The following is a 25,912-nucleotide window of genomic DNA, read 5'->3' on the forward strand; positions in this document are numbered from 1 at the left end:
CGGCCGGGGGGCGGAGGTGCCCGGACCCACGGGGGCGGGGCCCGGGCGCCGGTCTGACGCTACGTCACCGGGGTCATCGCTCGCGGTGGTCGGCGAACTCAAGCTCCCGCGCCCACAGGTACTCGTTGGCCTGCCGGGCGCCGCGGCCCTCGGTGGTGCGGAAGACCTCCTGCCAGACCCTGGAGACGGCGTCGTTGCGGTAGGCGACACCGGGGCCCCGCTGGTCGTACCAGCGCACGACCTCCAGGAAGAACGGGCCGCCGCGGTCCGCGCCGTACCAGACCCGGCCGCGGTCGCCGGTGACCAGGCCCTCGTCGCGCAGGATGGGCCAGTCGCGGCGCATCAGGTCGTGGAAGTCGCCGACCGCGTCCGGGCGGACCAGGTAGAGGGCGAGACCGGTGAAGGCGCGTTCCTCCGGCTCGTCGGGCACGTCGTCGAAGTAGTCCATGCGGGAGACGACCGGGCGGTCCACCGCCGGCCGGCCGCCGCGGGCCTCGGTGATCTCCTTCATCTCCCGCCACAGGGCGTCGACCTCGGGCAGGTGGCGGGCCCGGTCGGCCGCGTCCGTGTCCTTGAAGGTGACGATCTCGAGGAAGACGGGTCCGTGCTCGCTCCGGGCCTGGAAGACGGTGGCCGGCTCGTCGGTGACCAGGCCGTGCCAGCGCAGGACGGGCCAGTGCCGGGCGATGATGTCGCGGGCCCGCGCCTCGGCGCCGTGCTTGACGCAGTAGGTGGCCATCACGCTGCTGGAGCCGGTGCCGGGCTGGTTCTTCATGGTTCGAACCTAACAACGGCCCGCGCCGGGCGTTTGACCGTCTTGGACATGAACGGACGGGCGGGTGGCCGATTCCGGAGCGGGCTCGTTGAATGCCTCGTCCGAGGAGACCGCACGAGGGCAGGCACACCATGACCACCACCAGAATCGACTACCGCCGGGAGAACAAGGAGCTGTACCACGCCACCACCCGCCCGACCGCCCTGGACGTCCCGGAGCTGTGCTTCCTGGCCGTGGACGGCGAGGGCGACCCCCGCGACCCCCGCTTCGCCACCGCCGTCACCGCGCTCTGCACCGCCGCGTACGCCCTGAAGTTCGCCCTCCGCGCCGAGACCGGGACCGACTACGGCGTGCTCCCCCTGGAAGGGCTCTGGCACCACACCGACCGGTACGCCGACCTCACCGGTGGAGACGCCGGCGCCTTCCGGGACCGCTCCGGCTGGCGCTGGACCCTGCTGATCCGCCAGCCCCTGCCCTTCACCGACGGACAGCTCGCCGCCGCCCGGGAGAAGGCCGCCGCCAAGGCCGGCGAGGAGCCCGCGGCGGCGCTCCGCACGGAGCGGTTCGCGGAGGGCCGCTGCGTGCAGCTCCTGCACAAGGGCACGTTCGAGACCGAGCCGGAGACGGTCGCGAGGCTCCACCGGTACCTCGCGGAAGGGGAGTTGACCCCGTCGGGCCGCCACCACGAGCTGTACCTCACCGACCACACCCGCACCGCGCCCGAACGGCAGCGCACCCTGCTGCGTCAGCCCGTGCTGGACACCTGAGGAGCAACCCTCCTACCCTGGCGGCCCGTTCACGAGAAGGGGCCGCGGCACGTGAAGGTGGACACGCTCACCCGCCACGACGAGCGCCTGTTACGGGTGATCCCGCACATCGTCGCCCAGGTGCGCGACGGCACGGCCGCGGTCTCGCTCGAGGACCTTGCCGCGGTCTCCCACACCGCCCCCGGCTACCTGCGGCACGTCCTGCGCGACCAGGTCGGCGAGCCGCCGCACCGCTTCGTGCGCCGGCTGCGGATGTCGCTCGCCGCCTACCGGCTGGTGTTCGGCGACCGAGGCGTACTCGACATCGCCGTCGACGCGGGCTACCACTCGCACGCCGCCTTCACCCGGGCCTTCCGCGCCACCTACGGCGTCCCACCCTCCGACCTGCGCGAACGCCCCGCCGAGGCGTCCCGGCCGCTCGCCGGGTTCACCGGCACACAGGTCAGGCCCGCCTCCTTCCCGCAGCGCCAGGTGGCCTGCTGGTCCCGCTTCGGCGCGCGGGACGCCCCGCACTCCGCCTGGGACCAGCTGCGCTCCTGGCTCACCGGGCAGGGCCACTGCCCGGCCCGCTCCAAGGCCCTGGGCGTCTGCCGCGACGACCCGGACCACCTCATGGGCGCCCGGGTCCGCCGGACAGGGTGCCGCCCCGGGCCGGACCACCTCCCCGCGCACCCACCGGACGACGCCGGCGTGCGGGTGGTGCCGGCCTCCGCCGGCATCGCGATGCGGCACACCGGGCCGCCCGAGCTGATCCCCTTCACCTATATGGACCTCGCCGTCAGCGCGGTCGCCCGGGGCGTGCAGACCCCGGTGCGCCCCCCGCTGCCGTACTACGTCGAGTTCACGCCGTTCCCCTCGGCGCGGCCCGAGCAGCGGGTCTCGATGGACGTGTACCTCATCCCGCAGACCCACGGCTGACGCCCCGCCCTCCCCGCGTCACCGCGCGGCCACGCACCGAAGCGGGCCTTCCGCCCCGCCGGGACTCGTGTGACACTGGCGTCCCCGTCCGCAGTGCGGCGGACCCCCTCCGCACCGTCCCCCCGAGAAGTGCGCCGTGCCGTCTCTGCCCCTGCCGCTCGCCCTGATCGCCCGCCTGACCCCCGTCGCCGTACTGGCCACGGCGGGCTGGGCGCTCTCCTCCGGCCCGGAGTCCGACGCGACCGCCCGTCCGGAGGCGTCGCCGAGCGCGGCCGGGCCGTCGGCGTCCGCGCCGGCCACCGAGGCGGAGTCGAAGGCGTACGAGGCCGCCCCGGCGCCCTGCACCGCCGTCGCCGCGAAGACGGTCGCCTCGCTGGTGCCGGGGGCGAAGCCGGCCGGCAAGGAGATACCGTCCACGGACACGGCGGTGCGCCGCACCTGCTCCTGGAACGCGCTCAAGGGGTACGACTACCGCTGGCTGGACGTCTCCTTCGAGGTGCTGAAGTCCGAGGAGGCCGCGAAGAAGTCGTACACGGACCGGGTCACCGACCGCTCCGGCGGCGGCACGGTCCCCGGGGTCGGCGACGCGGGCTACTCGGTGGTCAACCTGACCACCGAGGACGGCCAGCAGACCCGCGAGGGCACCGTGCTGGTCCGCGCCTCCAACGCGCTGGTCGTCATCACCTTCAACGGCAGCGACTTCGAGACGAAGAAGGCGCCGAGCACGGACGAGATCAACAAGGGCGCCATCAGGACGGCCAAGGAGGCCGTGGCCGCCCTGACGGCGGACGGCTGAGTCAGGCGGACTCCGCCGCCCGGCGCCCGCCGGCGCGGGTGGTGAGCGTCAGCGCCAGGTAGAGCACCATGGAGGTGCCCAGGCCCACCGCCCATCCGTAGTCGGCCAGCGGTTCCAGGGCAGGGACCGGGCGGCCGTCGATCAACGGGTGGAAGTCGGCGCCGCCGACGGCGAGCACGCCGCCGACGGCGAAGGCGAGTACCGCCCGCCAGTTCCAGCCGCCCGCGTACCAGTAGCGTCCGCCCGCCCGGTACAGGTCGCCCAGGTCGAGGCGGGTGCGGCGCAGGATCCAGTAGTCCGCGACGAGGATGCCGGCGACCGTGCCGAGCAGCCCGCCGACCAGGCCGAGCCAGGTGAAGATGTAGCCCTGCGGGTCGGCGTAGAGCTTCCACGGGCGGATCAGCACCGCGAGCACGCAGGTGATCAGCGCGCCGGCCCGGAAGCTCACCCGGCGCGGGGCGACGTTGGAGAAGTCGAAGGCCGGGGAGACCAGGTTGGCGGCGATGTTCACCGACAGCGTCGCCACCAGCACGGTGACCAGCGCGAAGAGCAGCCCGACCACGTTGTCCGTCCGCGCGGCGAGCTGGACCGGGTCCCAGATCGTCTCCCCGTACACCGCCTGGGAGCCGGAGGTCACCAGGACGGAGACGAAGGCGAACAGGGTCATGGTGGTGGGCAGTCCGAGGGCCTGCCCGCGCAGCTGGGCCCGCTGACTCCTGCCGTAGCGGGTGAAGTCGGGGATGTTCAGCGACAGCGTGGACCAGAAGCCGATCATGCCCATCAGGGACGGCCAGAACAGCTTCCAGAAGTCGCCGCCCCAGCCGAGCCGGGAGGGCTGGTCGAGCAGCGGCCCGAAGCCGCCCGCCTTGTCGCTCATCCACCACAGCATCACGAAGGCGCCGACCAGCACGAAGGGGGCCGCCCAGTTCTCGAAGCGCCGGATGGTCTCCATGCCGCGCAGGATGATGGCCACCTGCAGCACCCAGAACAGGGCGAAGGACAGCCACATGGTCCAGGCGTACCCGCCGATCCGCCCGGCGTCGCTCCAGCCGTCGCCGATCAGCTTGCCGGCCAGGAAGAAGATGGCCTCGCCGCCGATCCAGGTCTGGATGCCGAACCAGCCGCACGCCACCAACGCCCGTACCACGGCCGGGAGGTTGGCGCCCCGGACGCCGAAGGAGGCGCGTGCGAACACCGGGAAGGGGATGCCGTACTTGGGCCCGGCGTGCCCGGTCAGCAGCATCGGGACCAGCACGATCAGGTTGGCCAGGGCGATGGTGAGCACCGCCTGCTTCCAGTCCATACCGACCGCGATCAACCCCGAGGCCAGCGTCCAGGAGGCGGTGTTGTGGGCCATGCCGACCCAGAGGGCGGAGAAGTTGTACGTGGTCCAGGTGCGCCGCTCGACGGGGACCGGCAGCAGGTCCTCGTTGGCGTAGGGGCCGTCGGGCGGCGCGGAGCCGGGGGCCGGTTCCACCCGGCCGTCGGGGTGCGTGAGGTCGGCGGACGGCGGTATCGCGCCGGGCGCGGTGTCGGTCATGGGCAGGCCAATCGTGCGGTGGGACGGGAGAGGCCGTGCGGGGTGCGGGTCGGTGGCTTCAGTCGCTCAGCGCCGGGATGACGTCGGCGCCGTACGCGTCGATCACGGACTCCCGGGCGTCGTGCATGGCGTAGACGGCGAACTGGTCGACGCCGAGCGCGCGCAGCGCCCTGAGCTTCTCGATGTGCCGCGCGGGCGGTCCGATCAGGCAGAAGCGGTCCACGATCTCGTCGGGGACGAAGTCGGCGGAGGGGTTGCCTGCGCGCCCGTGGTGCGCGTAGTCGTAGCTCTCGCGGGCCCGGACGTAGTCGGTGAGTTCGTCCGGTACGGCGCCGGTGTGCGCGCCGTACTTGGCGACCAGGTCGGCGACGTGGTTGCCGACCATGCCGCCGAACCAGCGGCACTGCTCGCGGGCGTGGGCGAGCGCCTCGGGCGAGTCGTCGGCGGTGACGTAGGCGGGGGCGGCGACGCAGACGGTCACCTCGGACGGGTCGCGGCCGGCGGCGACGGCGGCGTCCCTGACCGCCTTCACCATGTACTCGGTGAGGTAGAGGTCGGCGAGCTGGAGGATGAACCCGTCGGCCTCCTCGCCGGCCAGCTTGAGCGCCTTGGGCCCGTACGCCGCCATCCAGACGGGGAGTTCGGCGCCGGGCCCGACCCAGGGGAACTTGACCACGGTGCCGCCGAGGTCGGCCTCCTCGCCCCGGGCGAGGGCGCGGACGACCTTCATGGCCTCGCTGACGCGGGCCAGCGTGTTGGGCGGGCGCCCGGCGACGCGCATCGCGGAGTCGCCGCGGCCGATGCCGCAGACCATGCGGTTGCCGAACATGTCGTTGAGGGTGGCGAAGGTGGAGGCGGTCACCTCCCAGGTGCGGGTGCCCGGGTTGGTGACCATCGGGCCGACCGTGAGCTTGGTGGTGTTGGCGAGGATCTGGCTGTAGATGACGAACGGCTCCTGCCACAGCACGGCGGAGTCGAAGGTCCAGCCGTAGCGGAAGCCGCCCCGTTCGGCGCGCTTCATCAGGCTGATCACGCGGGAGGCCGGCGGGTCGGTCTGGAGGACGAGTCCGAAGTCCATGCGCAACACTCCGAGTTGCTGGGCGCCGTCAGGTCAGGTACTGGCAGGTGGTGCGGGGGACGTAGACGCCGTGGCCCTTGCGGCCGGTGTACTCCCGGTCGGTGACGACCGGTTCGCCGCGCGAGAGGACGGTCTCCACCCGGCCGGTGATCCGGCGGCCCTCGTAGGCCGAGTAGTCGACGTTCATGTGGTGGGTCGCGGCGGAGAGCACCTGCTCGGCGTGCGGGTCGTAGACGACGAGGTCGGCGTCGGCGCCCGGGGCGATGGTGCCCTTCTTCGGGTAGAGGCCGAACATGCGGGCCGGGGTGGCGCAGGCGATCTCGATCCAGCGGCGGCGGCTGATGTGCCCGTCCACGACGGCCTGGTGGAGCAGGTCCATGCGGTTCTCCACCCCGGGCATCCCGTTGGGGATCTTGGAGAAGTCGCCGCGGCCCAGCTCCTTCTGGCCGGTGAAGCAGAAGGGGCAGTGGTCGGTGGAGACCACCTGGAGGTCGTTGGTGCGCAGCCCCCGCCAGAGCGCCGCCTGGTGCTCGCGCGGGCGCAGCGGGGTGCTGCACACGTACTTGGCGCCCTCGAAGTCCGGCTCGGCGAGGTTGTCGGTGGACAGGAAGAGGTACTGCGGGCAGGTCTCGCCGAAGACGTTGAGCCCCTCGTCGCGGGCCCGGGTCAGCTCGGCGACCGCCTCCCGGGCGGAGACGTGCACGACGTACAGCGGCGCCCCGGCGACCTGGGCGAGCCGGATGGCGCGGTGGGTGGCCTCGGCCTCCAGCAGGGCCTTGCGGACCTCGCCGTGGAAGCGGGGGTCGGTCTCGCCGCGGGCGAGGGCCTGCTCGACCAGCACGTCGATGGCGATGCCGTTCTCGGCGTGCATCATGATCAGCCCGCCGTTCTCGGCGGCGCGCTGCATGGCCCGCAGGATCTGGCCGTCGTCGCTGTAGAAGACGCCCGGGTAGGCCATGAACTGCTTGAAGGAGGTGACGCCCTCCTCCACCAGGAGGTCCATCTCCTTGAGCGTCTCCTCGTGCACATCGGAGACGATCATGTGGAAGCCGTAGTCGACGGCGCAGTTGCCCTCGGCCTTGGCGTGCCAGGCGTCCAGGCCCTCGCGCAGGGAGTGCCCGGTGGACTGGATGGCGAAGTCCACGATGGTGGTGGTGCCGCCCCAGGCGGCGGCCCGGGTGCCGGTCTCGAAGGTGTCGGCCGCGTAGGTGCCGCCGAAGGGCATCTCCATGTGGGTGTGCCCGTCGACGCCGCCCGGGATCACGTACTTGCCGGTGGCGTCGATGACGCGTTCGGCGGTGAAGGCTTCGGCGGCGTGCGTGCCGGTCGCCGCGAGGGCGGCGACGCGGCCGTCCTCGATCAGGACGTCGGCGTGGGTCTCCTCGGCGGCGGTGACGACGAGTCCGCCGCGGACGACGGTACGGCTGCTCATGCTGTTCCCTCCGGTCGGGCGGGCCTCGGGTCTCTCCGGGTCACAGGCTCCGCAGCGCGCGCTCCAGGATCGCGGCGCCCTCCTCGGCCTCCGCGACGGTGAGCGTGAGCGGCGGCGCGACGCGCAGCACGCTGGTGCTGTGCCCGCCGCCCTTGCCGACGAGCAGGCCGCCGGCGCGGGCCTCCTCCAGGACGTGGGCTGCGGCCTCGGGGGCGGCGGCGCCGGTGTCGGGGTGGGTCAGCTCGACGCCGATCATCAGGCCCCGGCCGCGCACCTCCCGTACGTGCGGGACCTGGGCGCCGACGGACCTGAGCCGCTCGCCGAGCAGGCCGCCGACCCGGCGGGCGTTGCCCTGGAGGTCGTGTTCCAGGAGGTAGGTGAGGTTGGCGAGGCCGGCCGCCATGGTGATCTGGGTGCCGCCGAAGGTGGAGATGCTGTTGGCGTCCAGGCAGTTCATGATCTCGGCGCGGGCGATGACGCCGCCGATGGACATGCCGTTGCCGATGCCCTTGGCGAAGGTGACGATGTCCGGCGGGCCGCTGCTGCCGTGCGCCTGCCAGCCCCAGAAGTGGTCGCCGGTGCGGCCCCAGCCGGTCTGCACCTCGTCGGCGATCCACAGCACGTCCCGCTCGTGCAGCACCTCGCGGAAGGCGGCGTACAGGCCGTCCGGCGGGGAGGTGAAGCCGCCGACGCCCTGGATCGGCTCGGCGATCAGGGCGGCGGGGGCGCGGGTGTGGCCGAGCAGGTCGGTCAGGTCCTCGACGCAGGCCGCGATGAACTCCTGGTCGTCCAGGTGGGCGAAGGGGCCGCGGGTGCGCACACCGCCGTGCACGTAGAGGGTCTGGAGCGGGGAGAGGGCGGTCGGGGACCAGCTGCGGTTGCCGGTGATGCCGACGGAGCTGAAGGAGCGGCCGTGGTAGCTGTTGCGCATCGCGAGGACGGTGCTGGAGCGCCGGTAGGTGGTGGCGAGCAGCAGCGCGGTGTCGTTGGCCTCGGTGCCGGAGGTGGTGAAGAAGACCCGGGCGTCGGGGATGCCGGACAACTGGGCGACGCGCTCGGCCAGTTCGACCATCGGGCGGTTGAGGTACAGGGTGGAGGAGTGCAGGATCCGGCCGGCCTGCTCGCTGATGGCCTTGGTGACCTCGGGCAGGGCGTGCGCGGTCATGGTGGTGAGGATGCCGCCGAAGAAGTCGAGGTAGCGGTGGCCGGCCGCGTCCCAGACATGGCGGCCCTCGCCGTGGGTGATCTCCAGCGGCTCCTCGTAGTAGAGGGCCAGCCAGTCGGGCAGCACGGCCCGGTGCCGGCCGAGCAGGTCGCGGGTCACGGCCGCACCAGCCCCTCGTAGGCGTCGGGGCGGCGGTCGCGGTAGAAGGCCCACTGCTTGCGCACGTCCTCGATGAGGCCGAAGTCGAGGTCGCGGACGAGCAGTTCCTCCTCGGCGTCGTCGGCGACGTCCCCGACGAACTTGCCCCGGGGGTCCACGAAGTACGAGGTCCCGTAGAAGTCGTTGCTGCCGTACTCCTCACGCCCCACCCGGTTGATGGCGGCGACGAAGTACTCGTTGGCCACGGCGGCGGCGGGCTGCTCCAGCTGCCACAGGTGGGCGGAGAGGCCGCGGTGGGTGGCGGACGGGTTGTAGACCAACTGGGCGCCGTTGAGGCCGAGTTGCCGCCAGCCCTCCGGGAAGTGTCGGTCGTAGCAGATGTAGACGCCGACCTTGCCGACGGCGGTGTCGAAGACCGGCCAGCCGGCGTTGCCGGGGCGGAAGTAGAACTTCTCCCAGAAGCCCTCGACCTGCGGGATGTGGTGCTTGCGGTAGGTGCCGAGCACGGTGCCGTCGGCGTCGATCACGGCGGCGGTGTTGTAGTAGAAGCCGGACTGCTCGACCTCGAAGACGGGGGCGACGACCACCATGCCGGTCTCGCGGGCGAGGTCCTGCATGCGGCGGACGGTCGGCCCGTCGGGGACGGGCTCGGCCCAGCGGTAGTGCTCGGGGTCCTGGACCTGGCAGAAGTAGGGGGCGTTGAAGACCTCCTGGAAGCCGATGATCCGCGCCCCTTGGCGGGCGGCCTCCCGGGCGTGCTCCTCGTGCTTCGCCACCATGGACTCGGTGTCGCCGGTCCAGGTGGCCTGGACCAGAGCGGCACGTACGACGTTGGCCATGAGCTGCTCCTTCGACGTGACGTCAGAGCCTCTACGCCCGTAGAGCAGGGACGTAGAGGGACGAACGTAAGCCCCTGCGGGTGGCTTGCCAAGACCATCGTCGCCCCGCACCCGGTGTCGGGGGCGATTCGCACTCCGGTGGGTGAGAGGTGGGGCCGGTGGGGTTGATGGGGTGTCGGCGTCACGTGCCGTGACCGGCGACGCGGAGGGCGTGCAGGAGGCTGCCGTGCCGCTCCGCCGGGACCTCCCGCGCCGCCTCCAGGAGCAGCGGTACGAGCACCGGCGGGTCGGGTTCGGCGACGGCGGCGGCCTCCTCGGGGCCCCGGAAGCGCAGGCCGGCGCCGAGCAGCGCGCGGGCCTCGCCCCGGCGGCCCTCGGCGAGCAGGCCGAGCGCGGCACGGCCCAGCTCGGCGGGGGGCCGTACGACGCCCTGCCGGAGCACCTGCTCGCCGTCGCCCGCCCGGCCGGCCGCGGCGAGCGCGTCGGCGGCGGCGACCAGCCGGTGGGCGGGCAGCGCCGCCGCCTCCCAGAGCAGGGTCGCCCAGTCGGCCCCGAGCCCGGCCGCCACCAGCTCGGCGGCGAGCAGGGGCAGCCGGGCGACGGGCCCCCGCGCGGCGTCGACCAGCACCGCGTGCGCCTCGCCGCCACGCCCCTCGCCGCGCAGCCGGGCCAGCGCGCGGACGACCCCGGCGGCGGCCTCGCGCTCGGCACGCGGGTCGGCCTGCGCGCTCACCGACCCCTCCTCCCCCGCCCCGGCGAACCGGGCCCCGCGGAGGGTCGGGCCCCCGGCCCCCGCCTCCGGCACGGCCACGGAGGGCAGCACGGCCTCCCCTTGCTCGACGACGCCCCCGAACCGGGCACCGCCCCTGCGCCGGCGGCGGGACGGCTCGGGGGCGGCGGGGGCCGGCGCGGGGGCGTCCGTCGGGGGCGGGGTGGAGGCGCGGGAGGCGGGCCCGTACGGGGCGGGGGCCGGTCGGTGGGTGTCGAAGGCGTTCAGGTGTCGGGCCGGGGTGTGCGCGTCGAGGGCGGCCGGGGGCAGGGTGGCAGCCTCGGAGGCGTTCCGGTACGGGGCGGGGGCCGGGGCCCGCGCGGGGAAGTCCGGCTGCGCCGGACGGCGGGTCGCGGGGTGGTACTGCTCGGGAGCGGCGGCGGGCTGCCGGACCGCCGGGCCGGGCGGGGGCGGGTCCTGGGCGTCGGGCACGGTCGCCGGGGGCCAGGACGCGGGCAGGGAGGCCAGGCGGGACTCCAGTTCCGTGCAGCGTGCCGTGGCCCGGGCGTGGTCGTCCTGGGTCCAGGACAGGTCCCGGCTCAGGGCGTCGGCCGCCTCCGGGGTGGTGGCCGACGCCAGCAGGGCCGTGAGGCGGGCCCGGCGGTCGGCGGCGCGGCGTTGCTCGCGGCGCAGCGCGTCGAGCCGGTCCCGCAGGGCGTCCGCCGCGCCCGGCAGGGCGTCGTACGCCCGCAACGCGGCGGCGTAGAGGGCGCCGGTCCGGGCCGCCGGCCACCCGGCACCGGGGCGTCCGGCGAGGTCCTGGAGCAGGGACTCCACCACGTCCCAGGGCGGTATCTCCCGCCCCGCGGCGCAGGCCCGCATGCCGTCCGGGTCGCGCCGCCAGAACACCCCGCACCAGCCGGCGCCCTGGTCGAGGCCGGCCAGCAGCTCGGTGAGGTGACCGGCGAACTCCCGCACCGGACCCGGCAGTTGATCCACGGACATCGCTCGGCTCCCGCCCCGCTCCCGACCCCCATCGGTCTCAGGTCGGTAGGGAACACCAGCCGTGTTACACCGCCGCTACGGCCGCTTTTCGCGCGGCGGCGACATCGTCAGGCCGCGTCCGCCGCCACCTCGGGAACGCAGCTCCCGGCCAGCTCGTCGAGGGACAGCCCGAGGGCGCCGGCCAGCGCGGCGACCGTGAAGAAGGCGGGCGTCGGGGCCCGGCCGGTCTCGATCTTGCGCAAAGTCTCCGGTGACACACCGGCCTCGGCGGCGACCTCCACCATGCTGCGCGGGCCGCGCGCCGCACGGAGAAGCCGCCCGAGCCGCTCACCGCGCTCGCGCTCCTCGGGAGTCAGGGGGGTGCGTACCATGCGGCGAGTCTACGCTCCGATTCAAATACCGGTACAGAGGTCCGCCCGGCGGGCGTCACCTGTCGCCGAGCACACCGAAGAGCGCGAAGTCGGGCTGCTCGTCGCCGTCGCCGCGCTCAGCCTGGCCGTGCCGCGGTGGTTCACATCCGAGGACGAGCTGGGGCTGGAGCCCTGAGCCGGGCGTCGTTCCGCGGAGCCGCCGGCCACGGAAGCGGGCGCGGTCCGGCTGCCGGGGTGCGCCGGGGCGGCGGCGAGGCCGGGAGGCGTACTCGCCGTACTCGCCGACGAGTGCGCCGAGGACCTGCCACCGGCGCCCCCGCACGCCCCCGCCGGGACGGCCCACGCACCACGTGCCCCCCGGCACAGAACGTGTCATGTTGGGCATGACCGCCCCCGGGCCGGGTTACCCGATCCCGGCACGCCGATCAGCGAAGCAGCGGAGGAACGGACACGATGACCAGCGGCTTCATGGGCCCCGAGGGCGACCCGTTCGCGGAATTCCTGGCACGCTTCTTCGGCGGCCCGCGGCCGAGGCAGATCGACATCGGCCGGCTGCTCAGCCAGCCGGCCCGGGAGCTGGTACGCGGGGCCGCCCAGTACGCCGCCGAGCACGGCAGCCGGGACCTGGACACCGAGCACCTGCTGCGTGCGGCGCTCGGCACCGAGCCGACCCGCGGCCTGCTCAGCCGGGCCGGCGCCGATCCGGACGCGATCGCCTCGCAGATCGACGAGCGGACCGGCCCGGCGCAGCACGCCCCCGGCGACGCCCCGCCGCCCACCTCGCTCTCCCTCACCCCGGCCGTCAAGCGCGCCCTGCTCGACGCGCACGAGCTGGCCCGCACCACCGGCACCGGCTACATCGGTCCCGAGCACGTGCTGAGCGCCCTGGCCGCCAACCCCGACTCGGCCGCCGGGCACATCCTGAACGCCGCCCGGTTCGCGCCCTCGGGGCTGCCGCCGGAGGCGCAGGAGGGCGCGGCCCGCTCGAAGGGCGGTCAGGACGGCGCCGCCCGCGAGTCCAGCACGCCGACGCTCGACAAGTACGGCCGCGACCTCACCGACCTGGCCCGGCAGGGCCGGATCGACCCGGTGATCGGGCGCGAGGAGGAGATCGAGCAGACCGTCGAGGTGCTGTCCCGGCGCGGCAAGAACAACCCCGTGCTGATCGGCGACGCCGGCGTGGGCAAGACCGCCATCGTGGAGGGGCTGGCCCAGCGCATCACCGACGGCGACGTCCCCGACGTGCTGATCGGGCGCCGCGTCGTCGCGCTCGACCTGACCGGCGTGGTGGCCGGCACCCGCTACCGGGGTGACTTCGAGGAGCGGCTCAACACCATCGTCGGCGAGATCCGCGCCCACTCCGACGAGCTGATCGTCTTCATCGACGAGCTGCACACCGTGGTCGGCGCGGGCGGCGGCGGTGAGAGCGGCTCGATGGACGCCGGCAACATCCTCAAGCCGGCCCTGGCCCGCGGCGAGCTGCACATCGTCGGCGCCACCACCCTGGAGGAGTACCGCCGGATCGAGAAGGACGCGGCGCTCGCCCGCCGCTTCCAGCCGATCCTGGTCCCCGAGCCGACCACCGCCGACGCCGTGGAGATCCTGCGCGGCCTGCGGGACCGCTACGAGGCCCACCACCAGGTCCGCTACACCGACGAGGCGCTGGTCGCGGCCGTGGAGCTGTCCGACCGCTACCTGACCGACCGCCGGCTCCCCGACAAGGCCATCGACCTCATCGACCAGGCCGGCGCCCGGGTCCGGCTGCGCGCCCGCACCAAGGGCACCGATGTGCGGGCCATGGAGCGCGAGGTCGAGCAGCTGGTGCGGGACAAGGACCAGGCCGTCGCCGACGAGCAGTACGAGCAGGCGATGCGGCTGCGCGACCGGATCGGCGAGCTGAAGCAGCGCGTCTTGGAGGCCACCGGCGACGGCGAGGCCGACGAGGGGCTGAAGCTGGTCGTCGGCACCGAGTCGATCGCCGAGGTGGTCTCCCGGCAGACCGGCATCCCGGTCGCCAGCCTCACCCAGGAGGAGAAGGACCGTCTCCTCGGCCTGGAGCAGCACCTGCACGAGCGGGTGGTCGGTCAGGACGAGGCCGTGCGCGTCGTCTCCGACGCGGTGCTGCGCTCCCGCGCGGGCCTGGCGAGCCCGGGCCGCCCCATCGGCAGCTTCCTCTTCCTCGGCCCGACCGGCGTCGGCAAGACCGAGCTGGCGCGGGCGCTTGCCGAGTCGCTGTTCGGCAGCGAGGACCGGATGGTGCGGCTCGACATGAGCGAGTACCAGGAGCGCCACACGGTGAGCCGGCTGGTCGGCGCCCCGCCCGGGTACGTCGGGCACGAGGAGGCCGGGCAGCTCACCGAGGTGGTGCGCCGCCACCCGTACTCGCTGCTGCTCCTCGACGAGGTGGAGAAGGCGCACCCGGACGTCTTCAACATCCTGCTCCAGGTCCTGGACGACGGCCGGCTGACCGACTCCCAGGGCCGCACGGTCGACTTCGCCAACACGGTCGTGGTGATGACCAGCAACCTGGGCTCCGAGGCGATCACCCGGCGCGGCGCCGGCATCGGCTTCGGCCAGGGCGGCACGGAGGCGGACGAGGAGGCCCGGCGCGAGCAGGTGATGCGCCCGCTGCGCGAGCACTTCCGCCCGGAGTTCCTCAACCGCATCGACGAGATCGTGGTCTTCCGCCAGCTCAGCGGCGACCAGCTGCGCCAGATCACCAGCCTGCTCCTGGAGCAGACCCGGCGCATGATGCACGCGCAGGACGTCGGCGTGGAGTTCACCGACGCGGCCGTGGACTGGCTGGCCGAGCGCGGCTACCAGCCGGAGTACGGCGCCCGCCCGCTGCGCCGCACCATCCAGCGCGAGGTCGACAACCAGCTCTCCCGGCTGCTCCTGGACGGCCGGGTCGGCGAGGGCGGCCGGGTCGTGGTCGACGTCGAGGACGGGCGGCTGGCGTTCCGTACGCCGGAGCCGCAGCGGCCCGCCCCCGAGCTGTGACCTGACCCGGTGTCCTGAGCCTCAGTGCCCTGAGCGGACCACCATGGCCGAGCCGCCGCCCCGCCGTGTCTTCTCGGCGGCGGCCAGCCAGCGCCCGTCCGGCAGGCGCTGCACGCCGGTCGCCGCGCCGATCTCCGGGTTGAGCTTGAAGGAGTGGCCCAGCGCCTCCAACTGCCCGCGCAGGGCGCTGTCGTAGAGGGCCGGTTCGAGTTCGGTCTGGGCGGCGTTGCGCTGGCTGGCGCGCGGCGCGGCGATGGCGTCCACCAGGGGCAGGCGGCGGTCCAGGAAGCCGGTGAGGGTCTGGAGGACCGTGGTGACGATGGTGGCGCCGCCGGGCGAGCCCAGCGCGACGACCGGCTTCGCGTGCCGGTCCAGGACGATGGTCGGCGAGATGGACGAGCGGGGCCGCTTGCCGGGGCCCGGCAGGTTCGGGTCGTGGACGGCCGGGTTCGCCGGGGCGAAGGAGAAGTCGGTCAGCTCGTTGTTGAGCAGGAAGCCCCGCCCTGGCACGGTGATGCCGCTGCCGCCGGTCTGCTCGATGGTGAGCGTGTAGGCGACGACGTTGCCCCACTTGTCGGCGACCGTGAGGTGGGTGGTGTTCTCCCCCTCGTAGGTGGTGGGCGCCGCCTTGCCCTTGGTGCCGCAGGCGGCCGGGTGGCGCGGGTCGCCGGGGGCGAGCGGGCTGGTGAGCACCTTGTCGTCGCGGATCAGGCAGGCCCGGGAGTCGGCGAAGCGCTGGGAGAGCAGCTGCTTCGTGGGGACGTCCTCGAAGGCCGGGTCGCCGACCCAGCGGCCCCGGTCGGCGAAGGCGATGCGGCTGGCCTCGATGTAGCGGTGCAGATAGCGGGCCCGGCTCGCCTTGGACAGGTCGGTGCGCTCCAGGATGTTCAGCGCCTCGCCGACGGTGGTGCCGCCGGAGGAGGAGGGCGCGATGCCGTACACGTCCAGGCCGCGGTACGAGGTGCTGGTGGGTGCCTGGACCTTCGCCCGGTAGGCGGCGAGGTCCTCCCGGGACAGGTCGCCGGGGCGGGCGTTCCAGCCGGACGCCGGGTCGACCGGCGGCTTGTTCACCGCATCGAGGATGTCCGCGCCGAGGTCGCCGCGGTAGATCGCGCCGACACCCTCGCGGCCCAGCTCGCGGTAGGTGCGGGCCAGGTCGGGGTTGGTGAAGGTGGAGCCGACGGCGGGGAGCCGCCCGTGCGGCAGGAACAGCTCGGCGGTGTCCGGGAAGTACCGGAAGCGCTGTTCGTTGGTGGCGGTCTGCGAGCGGAAGGTCTCGTCCACGGTGAAGCCGTCGCGGGCGAGGCGCTCGGCGGGCTTCAGCACGGAGCCGAGCCCGCGGGTCCCCCACCGGTCGAGGGCGGTCTGCCAGGTGGCGGGCGTGCCCGGGGTGCCGACGGAGAGGCCGCTGGTGACGGCGTCGGCGAAGGCGAGCGGCTTGCCGTTCTCGGTGAACAGCTGCTCGTCGGCGGTGCGCGGGGCGGTCTCGCGGCCGTCGATGGTGCGGACGGTGCGGGACTTGGCGTCGTAGTAGACGAAGTAGCCGCCCCCGCCGACGCCGGCCGAGTAGGGCTCGGTGACGCCGAGCGCGGCGGCGGTGGCCACGGCGGCGTCGACGGCGTTGCCGCCCTTGCGCAGCACCTCGATGCCGGCCGCGGAGGCGTCGGCGTCGACGCTGGAGACGGCGCCGCCGTAGCCGACGGCGACGGGGGTCTTCGGGGTGGCGGCTCTGTGCGGTGCCGCGGGTGGCGCGGCGGCCCCCACCGAGACGACGGCGACCGAGACCGCCAGGACCGTCAGATTCCGTGCGACAGGGCGACGCATCCGCACCTCCAGGTAAAGGCCGTCCGGGCAGCCTAGTTGGCCGTCATGGCCGCGTCAGGTACGTCTCCCCCGCCGCGCCCGTTTCGAACGCCGGGCGCGTTTCGAACACGGGTGCGCCGCGGGCCGCTAGCATGCGCGCCCATGACTGACGACGTACGCAACATCGTCCTCGGAGTGGCCGCGTCCGGCATCAGCGCCGCGCTGGGCTGGTTCGCGCGTACCTTCCTGTGGAAGCGCCGGCTGCGCCGCCGGCAGGCGTTCTTCGGGCTGCCGGACGGCGCGGAGTCGCTGCTCGTCGTCAACCGGGACCCGGCGGCTGCGGAGCCGGCGGTGCACCGCTTCGACGTCTTCGCGCTGCTTGAGCTGTCCGCGCTGATCAAGAGCTGCGGCGCGCACATCCAGGTGATCACGCAGGACGCGGTGCACCAGGGCTTCGGGGAGCGTACGGAGTTCTGCGTGGGCGGGCCGGGGTCGAATCGCCGCATGCTGGCCCACATAGCGGCCATGCTGCCCGGCGTGCGGATGAACATCGACCCGGAGCCGGGCCCGGACCGCGGCGCCTTCCAGATCGGCGCCGAGCGCTACCGGATGGACCCGGGGATCACGGAGTACGTGCTGCTCGCCCGGCTCACCGCGGGCGACCGGCACGAGGCCCGCCCGGCGTTCCTGTTCTGCGGGCAGCGGGCGATCGACAACCAGGCCGCCACCCGCTACCTCGCCCGCAACCACGAGCGGCTGGCCCGCAAGCACGGCGCCCGCACCTTCGTGCTGCTGCTGAAGGTGGTCAACTCGCACGCGTACGGGCCGGACGTCGTCGAACTCGTCGGCGACGTGACCCGTGCGGCGACGAGCCGGCCGCCGGCCCCCGCACCGGCGCGCAGCTGACCTTCTCCTCCGTGGCGGACGGACCCGTCGTGAGGGTCCCGCCCGCCGCGTGAGCAGTGATCTCCGGCTGCGCCCTGCTGTGTGCCCGGTCCGGGCCTGCCGTGTGTCCCGGACCGATGACGAACGTAGCCGGGTGAGCGGCGCACCCGCCACCGACACGCACCAATCGGGCATAAGCCTTATTTACCGCACGTGTTGACCCCAGAGCTTCACGCCTCGGCGACCTCGCCGTACAGCTGCGACAGCTCCGGCACACCGTCAGCGGCCCACTCCTGGCCAGCCGCCACCACGTCGAACTCCCGGCCGGAGCCGAGCCGCACCACGGGCTGCCCGTCGGCCCTGATGTGCCAGGCGGCGCCGGGCACGGTGCGCACGAGCACCGTGCCCAGGTACAGACCGGCGTCGTTGCCTAGCCAGTCGGCGGCCTCCGCGTCGCCCCGCCAGCGCGGCAGCAGCTGGTCGAGCCGCTCCAGCGACTCCGGGGAGTCGTCGAGCGGGGCCCCCTCCCGCGCGGCCCGCGAGCGCAGCAGGTCGCAGTCGGCGAGCAGCTCGGCGACGCCCTCGGCGTCGTGCGCCGGCGGCTCCGCGCGGCGCCGGCCCCAGCGGGGCGGGAAGGGCGGCACGGTCAGCCCTCCGCGGGCGCGCTCGGGCCCGCGGCCGGGTCCGGGTCCAGGTCCAGGTCCAGGACGACCGGCGCGTGGTCGGAGGCGCCCTTGCCCTTGCGCTCCTCGCGGTCCACGTAGGCGTCCTGGGCGGCCTTGGTGAAGGCCGCGTTGGCGTACACCAGGTCGATGCGCATGCCGCGGTTCTTGGGGAAGCAGAGCTGGCGGTAGTCCCAGTACGTGTACGGGTGGTCGTACTTGAGCGGGCGCGGGACCACGTCCGACAGGCCGGCCTCGCGCAGCTCGGCGAGGGCGGCGCGCTCGGCGTCGGTGACATGGGTGGCGCCCTCGAAGGCGGCGCGGTCCCAGACGTCGTCGTCGGCCGGCGCCACGTTGTAGTCGCCCAGGACGGCGAACGGACGCTCGCCGGCCGCGTCCTCGGCGACCGCGGCGCGCAGCGCCTTGAGCCACTCCAGCTTGTAGGCGTAGTGCGCGTGGCCCACCTCGCGCCCGTTCGGCACGTACACCGACCAGACGCGGACCGGGCCGCAGGTGGCGGACAGGGCGCGGGCCTCGCTCACGCCCTCGTACCCCGGGTCGCCGGGCAGGCCCTTGACGACGTCGGCGAGGCCGACGCGGGAGAGCACCGCCACGCCGTTCCACCGGCCGGTGGCGTGCACCGCGGCCTCGTAACCGTGCTCGCGCAGCTCGGCGAAGGGGAACTGCTCCTCGGCGACCTTGGCCTCCTGGAGGCACAGCACGTCGGTGCCGCTGCTCTCCAGCCAGGCGAGCAGCCGTGGCAGGCGGGCGGTGATCGAGTTCACGTTCCAGGTGGCGATGCGCATGCCGTCCAACCTACCCGGCACCACCGACAGCGCGGCCGGATCCGCCACGGCCGCCCTGCCGGCCGCGGGCGTCAGAGGTCGGCGGACTCCCCCGGCGTCAGCCGCAGGTGCCGCGCGTCGCCGCCGAGGTCGCCGATCTGGCGGTCGTAGATCGGGCGGGCCAGGTCGGTGAGCAAGGCGTCGTGGATGTCGTAGGCGCGGTGCGGCCTGACCTCCCGTACGTAGTCGATGACCTCGGAGATCTTGTTCCAGGGCGCCATGACCGGCAGCAGCAGCGTCTCGACCGGGTGGTCGGGGACGGTGAGGGCGTCGCCGGGGTGGAAGACCTTGCCGCCGTCGATCAGGTAGCCGACGTTGGTGATGCGCGGGATGTCCGGGTGGATGACGGCGTGCAGCTCGCCGTGCACGTGGACGTCGAAGCCGGCCGCGGTGAAGGTGTCCCCGTGCCCGACGGTGTGCACCCGGCCGGGGAAGGCGGCGGAGATCTGCTCGGCGACGGCCCGGAGCGTCCAGATCTGCGCGGCCGGGTTGGCCTCCATCCCGGCGCGCAGCCGCAGCTCGTCGAAGTGGTCGGGGTGCTCGTGGGTGACGAGGACGGCGTCCGCGTCGAGGGCGGCGTCCTCCTCGCTGAACCCGCCGGGGTCGACGACGAGCACCTGGCCGTCCTTCTCCAGGCGGACGCAGGAGTGCGACTTCTTGATGAACCTCATCCGTCCATCCTGCCCCGCTCGGATCGGTCCGGCAGGGTCGTCTCCTCGCGGATCACCCGCCGGGCCACCCGGAAGGCGCGGTTCGCGGCCGGCACCCCGCAGTAGACGGCGCTCTGGATCAGCACCTCCTCGATCTCGCCCGGCGTGAGCCCGCCCCGCAGCGCGGCGCGGACGTGGTCGGCGAGGTCCTCGGTGTGTCCGGCGGCGGTGAGGGCGGTGAGGGCGACGCAGCTGCGGGTGCGGCGGTCGAGGCCCGGCCGGCTCCAGACCTCGCCCCAGGTGACACGGGTGAGGAAGCCCTGGAACTCCGCGGAGAAGCCGTCGGCCTCGGCCAGCTCCCGGTCGACGTGCGCGTCACCGAGCACCTCCCGGCGCACGGTGAGCCCGGCGTCGTAGGCGTCGGGCGCCGGCGGGGGGACGTCGGCGGGGGCGGCGATCTCCGCGACCGGCGCGGCGGGAGCCGGTGGGGGCGGGGGCGGGGTCATGGCGGGCTGTGCGGGGAAGCCGGGGGCGACGGTCTGATCGGGGCCGGGCTCCCAGGCGCTGCCGAAGTGGTTCACGAGCAGGTCGGTGACGGCGGCCGGCTGCTCGACCGGCACGAGGTGGCTCGCGCCCGGTACGACGGCGAGCCGGGCGTCCGGGATGCCGGCGACGAGGGTACGGGCCTCCCCCGGCCCGCTGACCTGGTCGTCGGACCCGACGAGCACGAGCGTCGGCACCCCGACCCGCCCCAGCTCGCCCCGCACGTCGAAGCCGGCGAGCGCCTCGCAGGCGGCGGCGTAGCAGCCGGGGTCGGTGGTGCGCACCATCTGCACCGCCCACTCGGTGATGGCAGCCTGCGCGGCGGCGAACCCGCCGGTGAACCACCGCTCGGGCGCGCTGCGGGCGATCGGCTCGAGCCCGTTGGTCCGCACGATCACCCCGCGCTGCCGGAACTCGTCGGCGGTCCCGAACCGCGGCGAGGCGGCGATCAGCGCGAGCGAGGCCAGCCGTTCGGGCACCCGCAACGCCAGCTCGACCCCGACGGCCCCGCCGAACGCACACCCGGCATACCCGAACCGCCGCACCCCGAGCCCGTCCAGCGTGGCCAGCAACCGCGTGGCGACCTCGGCGACGGACCCGACCGGACGCGCCGGCGCCCCACCGTGCCCCGGCAGATCGAACCGCAGCACCCGCCACTGCCGGGTCAGCTCGGGGACTTGGCGGTCCCACATGTGCCAGGTGGTGCCGAGGGAGGGGCCCAGGATCAGGACGGGGGCCTCTTCCGGCCCGTCAAAGCGGTATTGCAGGGTGTTCGACGGCGTCTCACTCACGCCCAAGACCCTCTCACGCCTCCCGGACGCCGGCGGGGCCGGGGCATTCGCCGACCTGGCCGGAACAGAGGACGCTCAGTGCGGGAAGGCCCGCGGTGGGCGCTGGTGGGGCAGCGTGGTGCGGAAGGCCTCGATCGCCGAACTCACCTGCCGCATCAGCGCTGTTCGTTCCAGCAGGTCCAGGTAGAGATTGCGGCGGGCCAGGCCGGGCAGGTCGACGCAGAAGTACATCGCCATCAGCGGGTTGACGAACAACTCGCTGCCCTTGGTCCGCTCCGTGAACCGGACGTCGCCGAAGTCACCGCGCACGGCGGCGGCGATCGACCCGTTCACGATGCTCGGGTGACTTGCGGTGTGGTGCTGGGCATGGGCCACCGCGTCGAGATACAGCGCGCCCTCCTGCCCGGACCCGAGCAGTGAGAAAGCGCCGAGGTAGGACCCCTCCCGGTCCAGGGCGGCCAGGTTCTCCAGCACCAGGGAGTGGCTCACGCCGTGGTAGGCGTCCACTCCGAAGCCGAGGCAGGCGACCAGCCGTTGCGGGACCTCGTCGAGCCCGCTCACCGCCGCCAGGCTCGCCATGTCCTCCTCCGGGGTGCCGAGACCGTGCTCGTCACCGCGCATCAGGATGTCGGTCCCGCCGTCCACCAGCACGACCGCGTCGACGCCGCCGAGGTGCTTGATCAGCGCCCGGTATGCCGCCCGCAGCGGGCCCACCCCGATGCTCGGGAAGGCGTGGACGACCGGCGGCAGATCCTGCGTCTCCAGCCACTGGGCGAGTGTGCGTTCGGGGAAGTAGTCACCGCGCACGGGGGTGTCGGGCCCGACGGCCGCGACATCCTCGGCCACCCAGACGTCAGGACTCAGACCGTACAGGTCGGCGAAGGACAGGTTGGCGAGGTGCACCTCCTTGCCCGCCGACCGCAGCGCCAGTGCGAGCGGCAGTCCGGCGTACACGTCGAAGCCGCCGCCCGCCCCGGCGACGAGAATCCGCCGCGCGTCACGCAGGCGGGTGAAGAACGCGGGCTCCCCCAGAGAGATCACCGCACGACGCTAGCAGGAGGCCATGCCCGCGGTGACTGACGGTTCCCGGTCGGATCCGGGGGGCGGTCCCGGTGGTGATCATGGCTGTTAGCCTGCTCGGATGACTGCGACGTTCGACGAAGCCGTCCGTGGCCGACTGCTCGCGCCCAACATCTGGTACGTCGGCACCGTGTTCCCCGACGGGGCACCTCAGGTCAGTCCCATGTGGGTCGATCTGGAGGGGGACGGGGAGCTGACCTTCAACACCTCCGTGGGGCGGGTGAAGGAGGAGAACCTGCGGCACGACGGCCGCGTGTACCTCTCGCACGCCGACGCCACCGACCCCTTCGACCGCGTGCAGATCAGCGGGGTCGTCTCGCGGTTCGTGGAGGGCGCCGAGGCGCACGAGCGGATGGACCGGCTGGCCCGCAAGTACCTAAGCAGCGAGCGGTTCGAGTGGATCATGCCGGGTGAGGAGCGGGTGGCGGTGATCGTGCGGCCGGTCAAGGTGCGGCACATCGTCGGGGTGGAGCGGTTCCGGCCCGGCGGGCCGGTCCCGGCTCCCTGAAGCCGGCTCAGTCGACCAGCAGGACCAGCTTTCCGCCGCCCCCGCCGCGCTCCCCCGCCCGGTGCGCCTGCGCCACCTCCGCGAGCGGGTACGTCCGTATCGCCGGGGGCGTGAAGCGGCCGGTCTCGATCAGCGCGCCGATCTCACCGAGCGCGTGCACCGCGCGGCCGGCGTCGCCGCTGCTGAAGCGCACCCCGTGCGTCCGCGCGCCCTGGAAGTCGGCGACCGTCAGGTCGCGGGCGGCGGCGCCGGTCAGGGCGATCAGCTCGGGCAGGATGCCGCTGCCCGCCACGTCGAGGGCCAGGTCGGCACCGTCGGGCGCCAGGGCGCGGACCGCTCGGTCAGGCCGGGACCGTACGCGGTGGCGAGGGCGCCGACGGAGCGGAGGTAGGCGTGGTGGGGCGGGCTCGCGGTGCCGATCACCGTCGCGCCGCGGGCCACGGCGAGCTGGACCGCCGCACTGCCGACGCTGCCCGAGGCGCCGCTGACGAGCAGGGTGCTCCCGCCCTCCACGCCCAGCTGGTCCAGGGCGCGGGTCGCCGTCTCCACCGCCGTCGGCAGCGCGGCGGCGGTCGCGAAGTCGAGGGACGGCGGGACGGGGGCGTAGAAGGAGAGCACCGCCAGCTCGGCCTGGGCCGCCCCCTCGGCCGAGAGGCCGAAGACGGGGTCGCCGACCGCGATGTCCGTGACGCCCGGGCCGAGTTCGTCGACGACACCCGCCGCCTCGTGTCCCAGGGTCTGCGGGAGGCCCTCGTCCATCAGGCCCCGGCGCTTCTTCCAGTCGCTCGGGTTGACGCCGGCCGCGCGGACCGCGATGCGGATCTGCCCCGGTCCCGGACGCGGGTCGGGCAGGTCGGCCAGCCGGAGGACCTCCGGGCCGCCGAAGCGGTCGAACCGGACTGCCTTCATCGGGTGCCCTTCGGTCAGCCGCGCAGCCAGCGGAGCGCCTCGGCGTAGAAGGCCGCCGTGCGCTCCGGCTGGTCGTCGCCCAGCAGGTCGGTGTTGACGTCGTAGCCGCGGCGGGCCAGCTGCCGGGCGAGGATGGCGTACGGGGGACGGTAGGGGGCCAGTTCCTCCGGGGGGATGGCGAGGCGCGTGCCGGGGACGGCGGGCTGCGCGGTGTCGCGTTCGTAGACGCAGTCCAGGCGCAGGATGCCCCAGCGGCCCTCGCGGCGCCCGGCGCGGTACACGATGCGGGTGTAGGAGACGAGGTCGGCGCTGACGCCGTCGATCTCGGTACGCACCTCGATCGCGGCCGGCACCTCCACGAACGCGCGGTCGGCCACGATCTGGACGACCGGCGGCGACAGGCGGTGGACGCTGAGGTCGCCCCGGCCGGACATGGCCTCGGAGCCGTCCACGAAGCCGGGCCCGTCGCCCCGGTACCAGCTCACGGTCACGGTCGAGTCGGGCCAGTAGCAGGCCCGCATCTGGTCCCACCAGCCCCGGTCCCGGCCCTGTCGCTCACGCAGCACGAGCTGCGTGACCTCGTCGATGTCCGTCATTCCTCTGGCCTTTCGTTGGGAGACGTCCGTGACCGGGTCGGCGTCGAGGAGGACCAGGTCGGCGGAGCGCAGCACCAGGGCCGCGTCGGGTGCGGCGGGCATCAGGCGTCCGGGGTGAACAGGCGTCCGGCGTTGCGGGTGGTGAGGTCGCGCCAGGTGTCGTCGGCGGACGGCTGCCGCGCCGCGTCGACCGAGCGGACCTGCGCGAGGGCGGCCTCGGCGGGCGTCCAGCAGTCGTCGCTGCCGTAGAGCAGCCGCTCGGTGCCGAAGGCGGCGTCGAGGGCGGGGATCTGGCGCGGGAAGGGCGTGCCGGCCATGTCGTACCAGACGCGGCCGAGCTGCTCCACGGTGCTCGGCGCGTCCGCGGGGCCGCCGAGCAGGCCGCGGAACAGTTCCATCCGGTCGGCGAGCAGGGGGAGGGCGCCGCCGCCGTGGGTCAGGATCCAGCGGATGCCGGGGTAGCGGGCGAGGACGCCCCGGAAGAGCAGGTCGCTCGCGGTGCGGGCGGTGTCGAAGAGGAATTCCAGCATCGGGCGGGGGCGGCCGAGGGAGACCGCGTCGGCGTTGGGCGGCGAGGTGGGGTGCACGAAGACGACGGCGCCGCGCCGGTCGAGGTCGGCCCAGAGCGGCTCGAAGCGGGGGTCGCCGAGGTAGACGCCGTGGTGGTTGCTCTCCACCGTCACCCCGTCCGCGCCGAGCACGTCGAGGGCGTGGGCGGCCTCGGCGAGCGAGCCCTCCACGTCGGGCAGGGGCAGCGAGGCGAAGTGGCCGAAGCGGCCGGGGTCGCCCGCGCGGACTCCGGCACCGAACTCGTTGACCTCGCGGGCGAGGGTGCGGGCGGCGGCGTCCTCGCCGAAGTGCACGCCCGGGGAGGAGATGGAGAGGTAGGACTTGGCGATGGAGCCGCGGTCCATCAGGTCCAGGTGCCGCTCGACGCTCCAGTCGGGCCAGCCGGGCATGCCGTCGGGGTGCTCGACGCCGGCCGCCCGGGCGGCGGCGACGTAGCCCTCGGTGACGAAGTGCGCGTGGACGTCCACGAGTCCGGTGGGTGCGGTCGAGGTCATGCGGCTCTCCTGGTGCGGCTCGGTCGGGTGCGGGTGAGGCCCGTGACGACACATGCCACGCTAGGAAGCGGGACCGTTGAGCGGCATGGGTGATTCCGATGAATGAAACGGCGACGCCGGGCGAGGGTGGCCGGCCCCGGCGCGGCGGGCGGCCGGCCGAGGGGCAGCCGGTGATCGACCGCGCGTTCGCCCTGCTGGGCGCGTTCGACGCCGAGCACCGCGCGCTGCCGCTGGGCGAGCTGGCCCGGCGCAGCGGCACCCCGCCCAGCAGCGCGCTGCGGCTGGCCAGGTCGCTGGTGCGGGCGGGTGCGCTGGAGCGGCTGGAGGACGGGCGGTACGTGGTGGGGCTGCGGCTCCTGGAGACCGCGTCGCTGGCGCCGCGCGGGCACGGGCTGCGGTCGGTGGCCATGCCGTACATGGAGGACCTCTTCCACGTCACCCGCCAGCACGTGCTGCTCGCGGTGCGGGACGGGGAGGAGGCGCTGCTGGTCGAGCGGCTGTCGGCGCGGGACGCGAGCCCGGTGCTCTATCGGGTCGGGGGCCGGCTGCCGTTCACGGCCACCGGGGTGGGCCTGGTGCTGCTGGCCTTCGCGCCGGCCGACGTCCAGGCGCGGGCCGTCGAGGGGTACGTGCCGGGGCGGGGCCACGACGACGTGCGGACCCCGGCCGACCTGCGCCGCGTCCTCGCGGAGGTGCGGCGCGGCGACCACGCCTCGGGCCACCAGAGCCGGCCCTGGGCGGTGGCCACGGTGGCGGCGCCGGTCCGGCAGGGCGACGAGGTGGTGGCGGCGCTGTCGGTGGTCGCGCCCAGCCCCGACTTCCCCGACGCGGGCTACAGCCCCGCCGTCCGGGCCACGGCCCGCGCGATCTCCCGCCGCCTGACGGAGGACGCCCGCAGGGCCGGTCCCGGCGGGTGACAGTGCGTGCTGACGGAGGGGGCGCCCCGAGACCTCCTAAGGCCTGTCCGGCGGATCATGTCGCGGACGCGGGGTCTGGGACGCCCATCTGCGGCGTTGTCGTCG

The 25,912-nt window shown here is 74.1% G+C and carries 24 protein-coding genes and 1 pseudogene; 7 read left to right on the forward strand and 18 right to left on the reverse strand.

The genetic code is table 11. The features are described from left to right. Positions 1-73: 73 nt before the first annotated feature. Positions 74-775, reverse strand: a complete 702-nt coding sequence (locus tag ACGFZL_RS28505; protein ID WP_393695981.1) for a hypothetical protein — start codon at positions 773-775, stop codon at positions 74-76. A gap of 131 nt (positions 776-906) precedes the next feature. On the opposite strand from ACGFZL_RS28505, the gene ACGFZL_RS28510 reads away from it, so the two are divergent. The 3 genes from ACGFZL_RS28510 (at position 907) to ACGFZL_RS28520 (ending at position 3,256) form a co-directional block, all read left to right on the forward strand. Beyond that, positions 907-1,542, forward strand: coding sequence for a GyrI-like domain-containing protein (locus ACGFZL_RS28510; protein ID WP_355170057.1), 636 nt, complete (start codon positions 907-909; stop codon positions 1,540-1,542). A gap of 51 nt (positions 1,543-1,593) precedes the next feature. Beyond that, the gene (locus tag ACGFZL_RS28515) at positions 1,594-2,460 is read left to right on the forward strand and encodes a helix-turn-helix domain-containing protein (RefSeq protein WP_393695984.1); all 867 of its coding nucleotides are present in this window, start codon (positions 1,594-1,596) and stop codon (positions 2,458-2,460) included. 136 nt (positions 2,461-2,596) lie between these two features. Then, entirely contained in the window at positions 2,597-3,256 is a 660-nt protein-coding gene (locus ACGFZL_RS28520; protein ID WP_393695986.1) for a hypothetical protein, read from the forward strand. Position 3,257: 1 nt separating this feature from the next. Here ACGFZL_RS28520 and ACGFZL_RS28525 read toward each other — a convergent pair whose 3' ends face one another. The 8 genes from ACGFZL_RS28525 to ACGFZL_RS28560 form a co-directional block, all read right to left on the reverse strand. After that, a complete protein-coding gene (locus tag ACGFZL_RS28525; RefSeq protein ID WP_393695988.1) occupies positions 3,258-4,796 on the reverse strand; it encodes an NCS1 family nucleobase:cation symporter-1 in 1,539 nt (512 codons plus the stop codon). 58 nt (positions 4,797-4,854) lie between these two features. Further along, positions 4,855-5,874 carry a TIGR03842 family LLM class F420-dependent oxidoreductase gene (locus ACGFZL_RS28530; protein ID WP_393695990.1) on the reverse strand — a complete coding sequence of 340 codons (1,020 nt, stop codon included), beginning with the start codon at positions 5,872-5,874 and terminating at the stop codon, positions 4,855-4,857. Positions 5,875-5,902: 28 nt separating this feature from the next. After that, entirely contained in the window at positions 5,903-7,306 is a 1,404-nt protein-coding gene (gene hydA / locus ACGFZL_RS28535) for a dihydropyrimidinase (protein ID WP_355170047.1), read from the reverse strand. A gap of 40 nt (positions 7,307-7,346) precedes the next feature. Next, positions 7,347-8,630, reverse strand: coding sequence for an aspartate aminotransferase family protein (locus ACGFZL_RS28540; protein WP_393695993.1), 1,284 nt, complete (start codon positions 8,628-8,630; stop codon positions 7,347-7,349). Further along, positions 8,627-9,469 carry a nitrilase-related carbon-nitrogen hydrolase gene (locus tag ACGFZL_RS28545; RefSeq protein ID WP_393695995.1) on the reverse strand — a complete coding sequence of 281 codons (843 nt, stop codon included), beginning with the start codon at positions 9,467-9,469 and terminating at the stop codon, positions 8,627-8,629. The genes ACGFZL_RS28540 and ACGFZL_RS28545 overlap by 4 nt, the downstream gene beginning before the upstream one ends. A 181-nt stretch (positions 9,470-9,650) precedes the next feature. Next, positions 9,651-11,183 carry a hypothetical protein gene (locus ACGFZL_RS28550; RefSeq protein WP_393695997.1) on the reverse strand — a complete coding sequence of 511 codons (1,533 nt, stop codon included), beginning with the start codon at positions 11,181-11,183 and terminating at the stop codon, positions 9,651-9,653. Positions 11,184-11,290: 107 nt separating this feature from the next. Continuing rightward, positions 11,291-11,554 carry a helix-turn-helix transcriptional regulator gene (locus ACGFZL_RS28555; RefSeq protein WP_355170039.1) on the reverse strand — a complete coding sequence of 88 codons (264 nt, stop codon included), beginning with the start codon at positions 11,552-11,554 and terminating at the stop codon, positions 11,291-11,293. Between the two features lie 55 nt (positions 11,555-11,609). Beyond that, positions 11,610-11,930, reverse strand: coding sequence for a hypothetical protein (locus ACGFZL_RS28560; RefSeq protein WP_393695999.1), 321 nt, complete (start codon positions 11,928-11,930; stop codon positions 11,610-11,612). Positions 11,931-12,007: 77 nt separating this feature from the next. On the opposite strand from ACGFZL_RS28560, the gene ACGFZL_RS28565 reads away from it, so the two are divergent. Beyond that, complete coding sequence (locus ACGFZL_RS28565; protein ID WP_393696001.1) at positions 12,008-14,554, forward strand: ATP-dependent Clp protease ATP-binding subunit; 2,547 nt, start codon at positions 12,008-12,010, stop codon at positions 14,552-14,554. 21 nt (positions 14,555-14,575) lie between these two features. On the opposite strand, the gene ggt is transcribed toward ACGFZL_RS28565, so the two are convergent. Next, positions 14,576-16,378: a gamma-glutamyltransferase gene (ggt, locus tag ACGFZL_RS28570; protein WP_393696003.1), complete on the reverse strand. Its 1,803-nt coding sequence runs from the start codon at positions 16,376-16,378 to the stop codon at positions 14,576-14,578. A 141-nt stretch (positions 16,379-16,519) separates the two neighbouring features. On the opposite strand from ggt, the gene ACGFZL_RS28575 reads away from it, so the two are divergent. Next, on the forward strand, positions 16,520-17,263 hold the full coding sequence (locus tag ACGFZL_RS28575) for a hypothetical protein (protein ID WP_355170033.1): 744 nt from the start codon (positions 16,520-16,522) through the stop codon (positions 17,261-17,263). Between the two features lie 209 nt (positions 17,264-17,472). On the opposite strand, the gene ACGFZL_RS28580 is transcribed toward ACGFZL_RS28575, so the two are convergent. The 5 genes from ACGFZL_RS28580 to ACGFZL_RS28600 form a co-directional block, all read right to left on the reverse strand. After that, complete coding sequence (locus ACGFZL_RS28580) at positions 17,473-17,886, reverse strand: DUF6278 family protein (protein WP_355170031.1); 414 nt, start codon at positions 17,884-17,886, stop codon at positions 17,473-17,475. A gap of 2 nt (positions 17,887-17,888) precedes the next feature. Next, positions 17,889-18,710 (reverse strand): exodeoxyribonuclease III, encoded by an 822-nt coding sequence (locus ACGFZL_RS28585; protein WP_393696006.1) that lies wholly within the window; start codon positions 18,708-18,710, stop codon positions 17,889-17,891. Between the two features lie 71 nt (positions 18,711-18,781). After that, the gene (locus tag ACGFZL_RS28590) at positions 18,782-19,420 is read right to left on the reverse strand and encodes an MBL fold metallo-hydrolase (protein WP_393696008.1); all 639 of its coding nucleotides are present in this window, start codon (positions 19,418-19,420) and stop codon (positions 18,782-18,784) included. Next, complete coding sequence (locus tag ACGFZL_RS28595) at positions 19,417-20,733, reverse strand: alpha/beta fold hydrolase (protein WP_393696010.1); 1,317 nt, start codon at positions 20,731-20,733, stop codon at positions 19,417-19,419. Before ACGFZL_RS28595 ends, ACGFZL_RS28590 begins: the two co-directional genes overlap by 4 nt. Positions 20,734-20,808: 75 nt before the next feature. Continuing rightward, positions 20,809-21,774: a DUF1152 domain-containing protein gene (locus ACGFZL_RS28600; protein WP_393696012.1), complete on the reverse strand. Its 966-nt coding sequence runs from the start codon at positions 21,772-21,774 to the stop codon at positions 20,809-20,811. Between the two features lie 100 nt (positions 21,775-21,874). Between ACGFZL_RS28600 and ACGFZL_RS28605 the strand changes: the two genes are divergently transcribed. Continuing rightward, positions 21,875-22,321, forward strand: a complete 447-nt coding sequence (locus ACGFZL_RS28605) for a TIGR03618 family F420-dependent PPOX class oxidoreductase (RefSeq protein WP_393696014.1) — start codon at positions 21,875-21,877, stop codon at positions 22,319-22,321. Positions 22,322-22,328: 7 nt separating this feature from the next. Here the strand turns inward: ACGFZL_RS28605 and ACGFZL_RS28610 are convergent. The 3 genes and pseudogenes from ACGFZL_RS28610 to ACGFZL_RS28620 all read right to left on the reverse strand — a co-directional run bounded on the left by ACGFZL_RS28610 (position 22,329) and on the right by ACGFZL_RS28620 (position 24,890). Next, positions 22,329-23,230, reverse strand: a pseudogene (locus ACGFZL_RS28610) (NADP-dependent oxidoreductase). A 14-nt stretch (positions 23,231-23,244) separates the two neighbouring features. Beyond that, entirely contained in the window at positions 23,245-23,928 is a 684-nt protein-coding gene (locus tag ACGFZL_RS28615; protein WP_393696016.1) for a nuclear transport factor 2 family protein, read from the reverse strand. Continuing rightward, positions 23,928-24,890 (reverse strand): amidohydrolase family protein, encoded by a 963-nt coding sequence (locus ACGFZL_RS28620; protein ID WP_393696018.1) that lies wholly within the window; start codon positions 24,888-24,890, stop codon positions 23,928-23,930. Before ACGFZL_RS28620 ends, ACGFZL_RS28615 begins: the two co-directional genes overlap by 1 nt. Positions 24,891-24,988: 98 nt before the next feature. On the opposite strand from ACGFZL_RS28620, the gene ACGFZL_RS28625 reads away from it, so the two are divergent. Then, positions 24,989-25,807 carry an IclR family transcriptional regulator gene (locus tag ACGFZL_RS28625; RefSeq protein WP_393696020.1) on the forward strand — a complete coding sequence of 273 codons (819 nt, stop codon included), beginning with the start codon at positions 24,989-24,991 and terminating at the stop codon, positions 25,805-25,807. Positions 25,808-25,912: the final 105 nt, after the last annotated feature.

Source organism: Streptomyces sp. NPDC048182 (assembly GCF_043202555.1).
Taxonomy (GTDB): domain Bacteria; phylum Actinomycetota; class Actinomycetes; order Streptomycetales; family Streptomycetaceae; genus Streptomyces.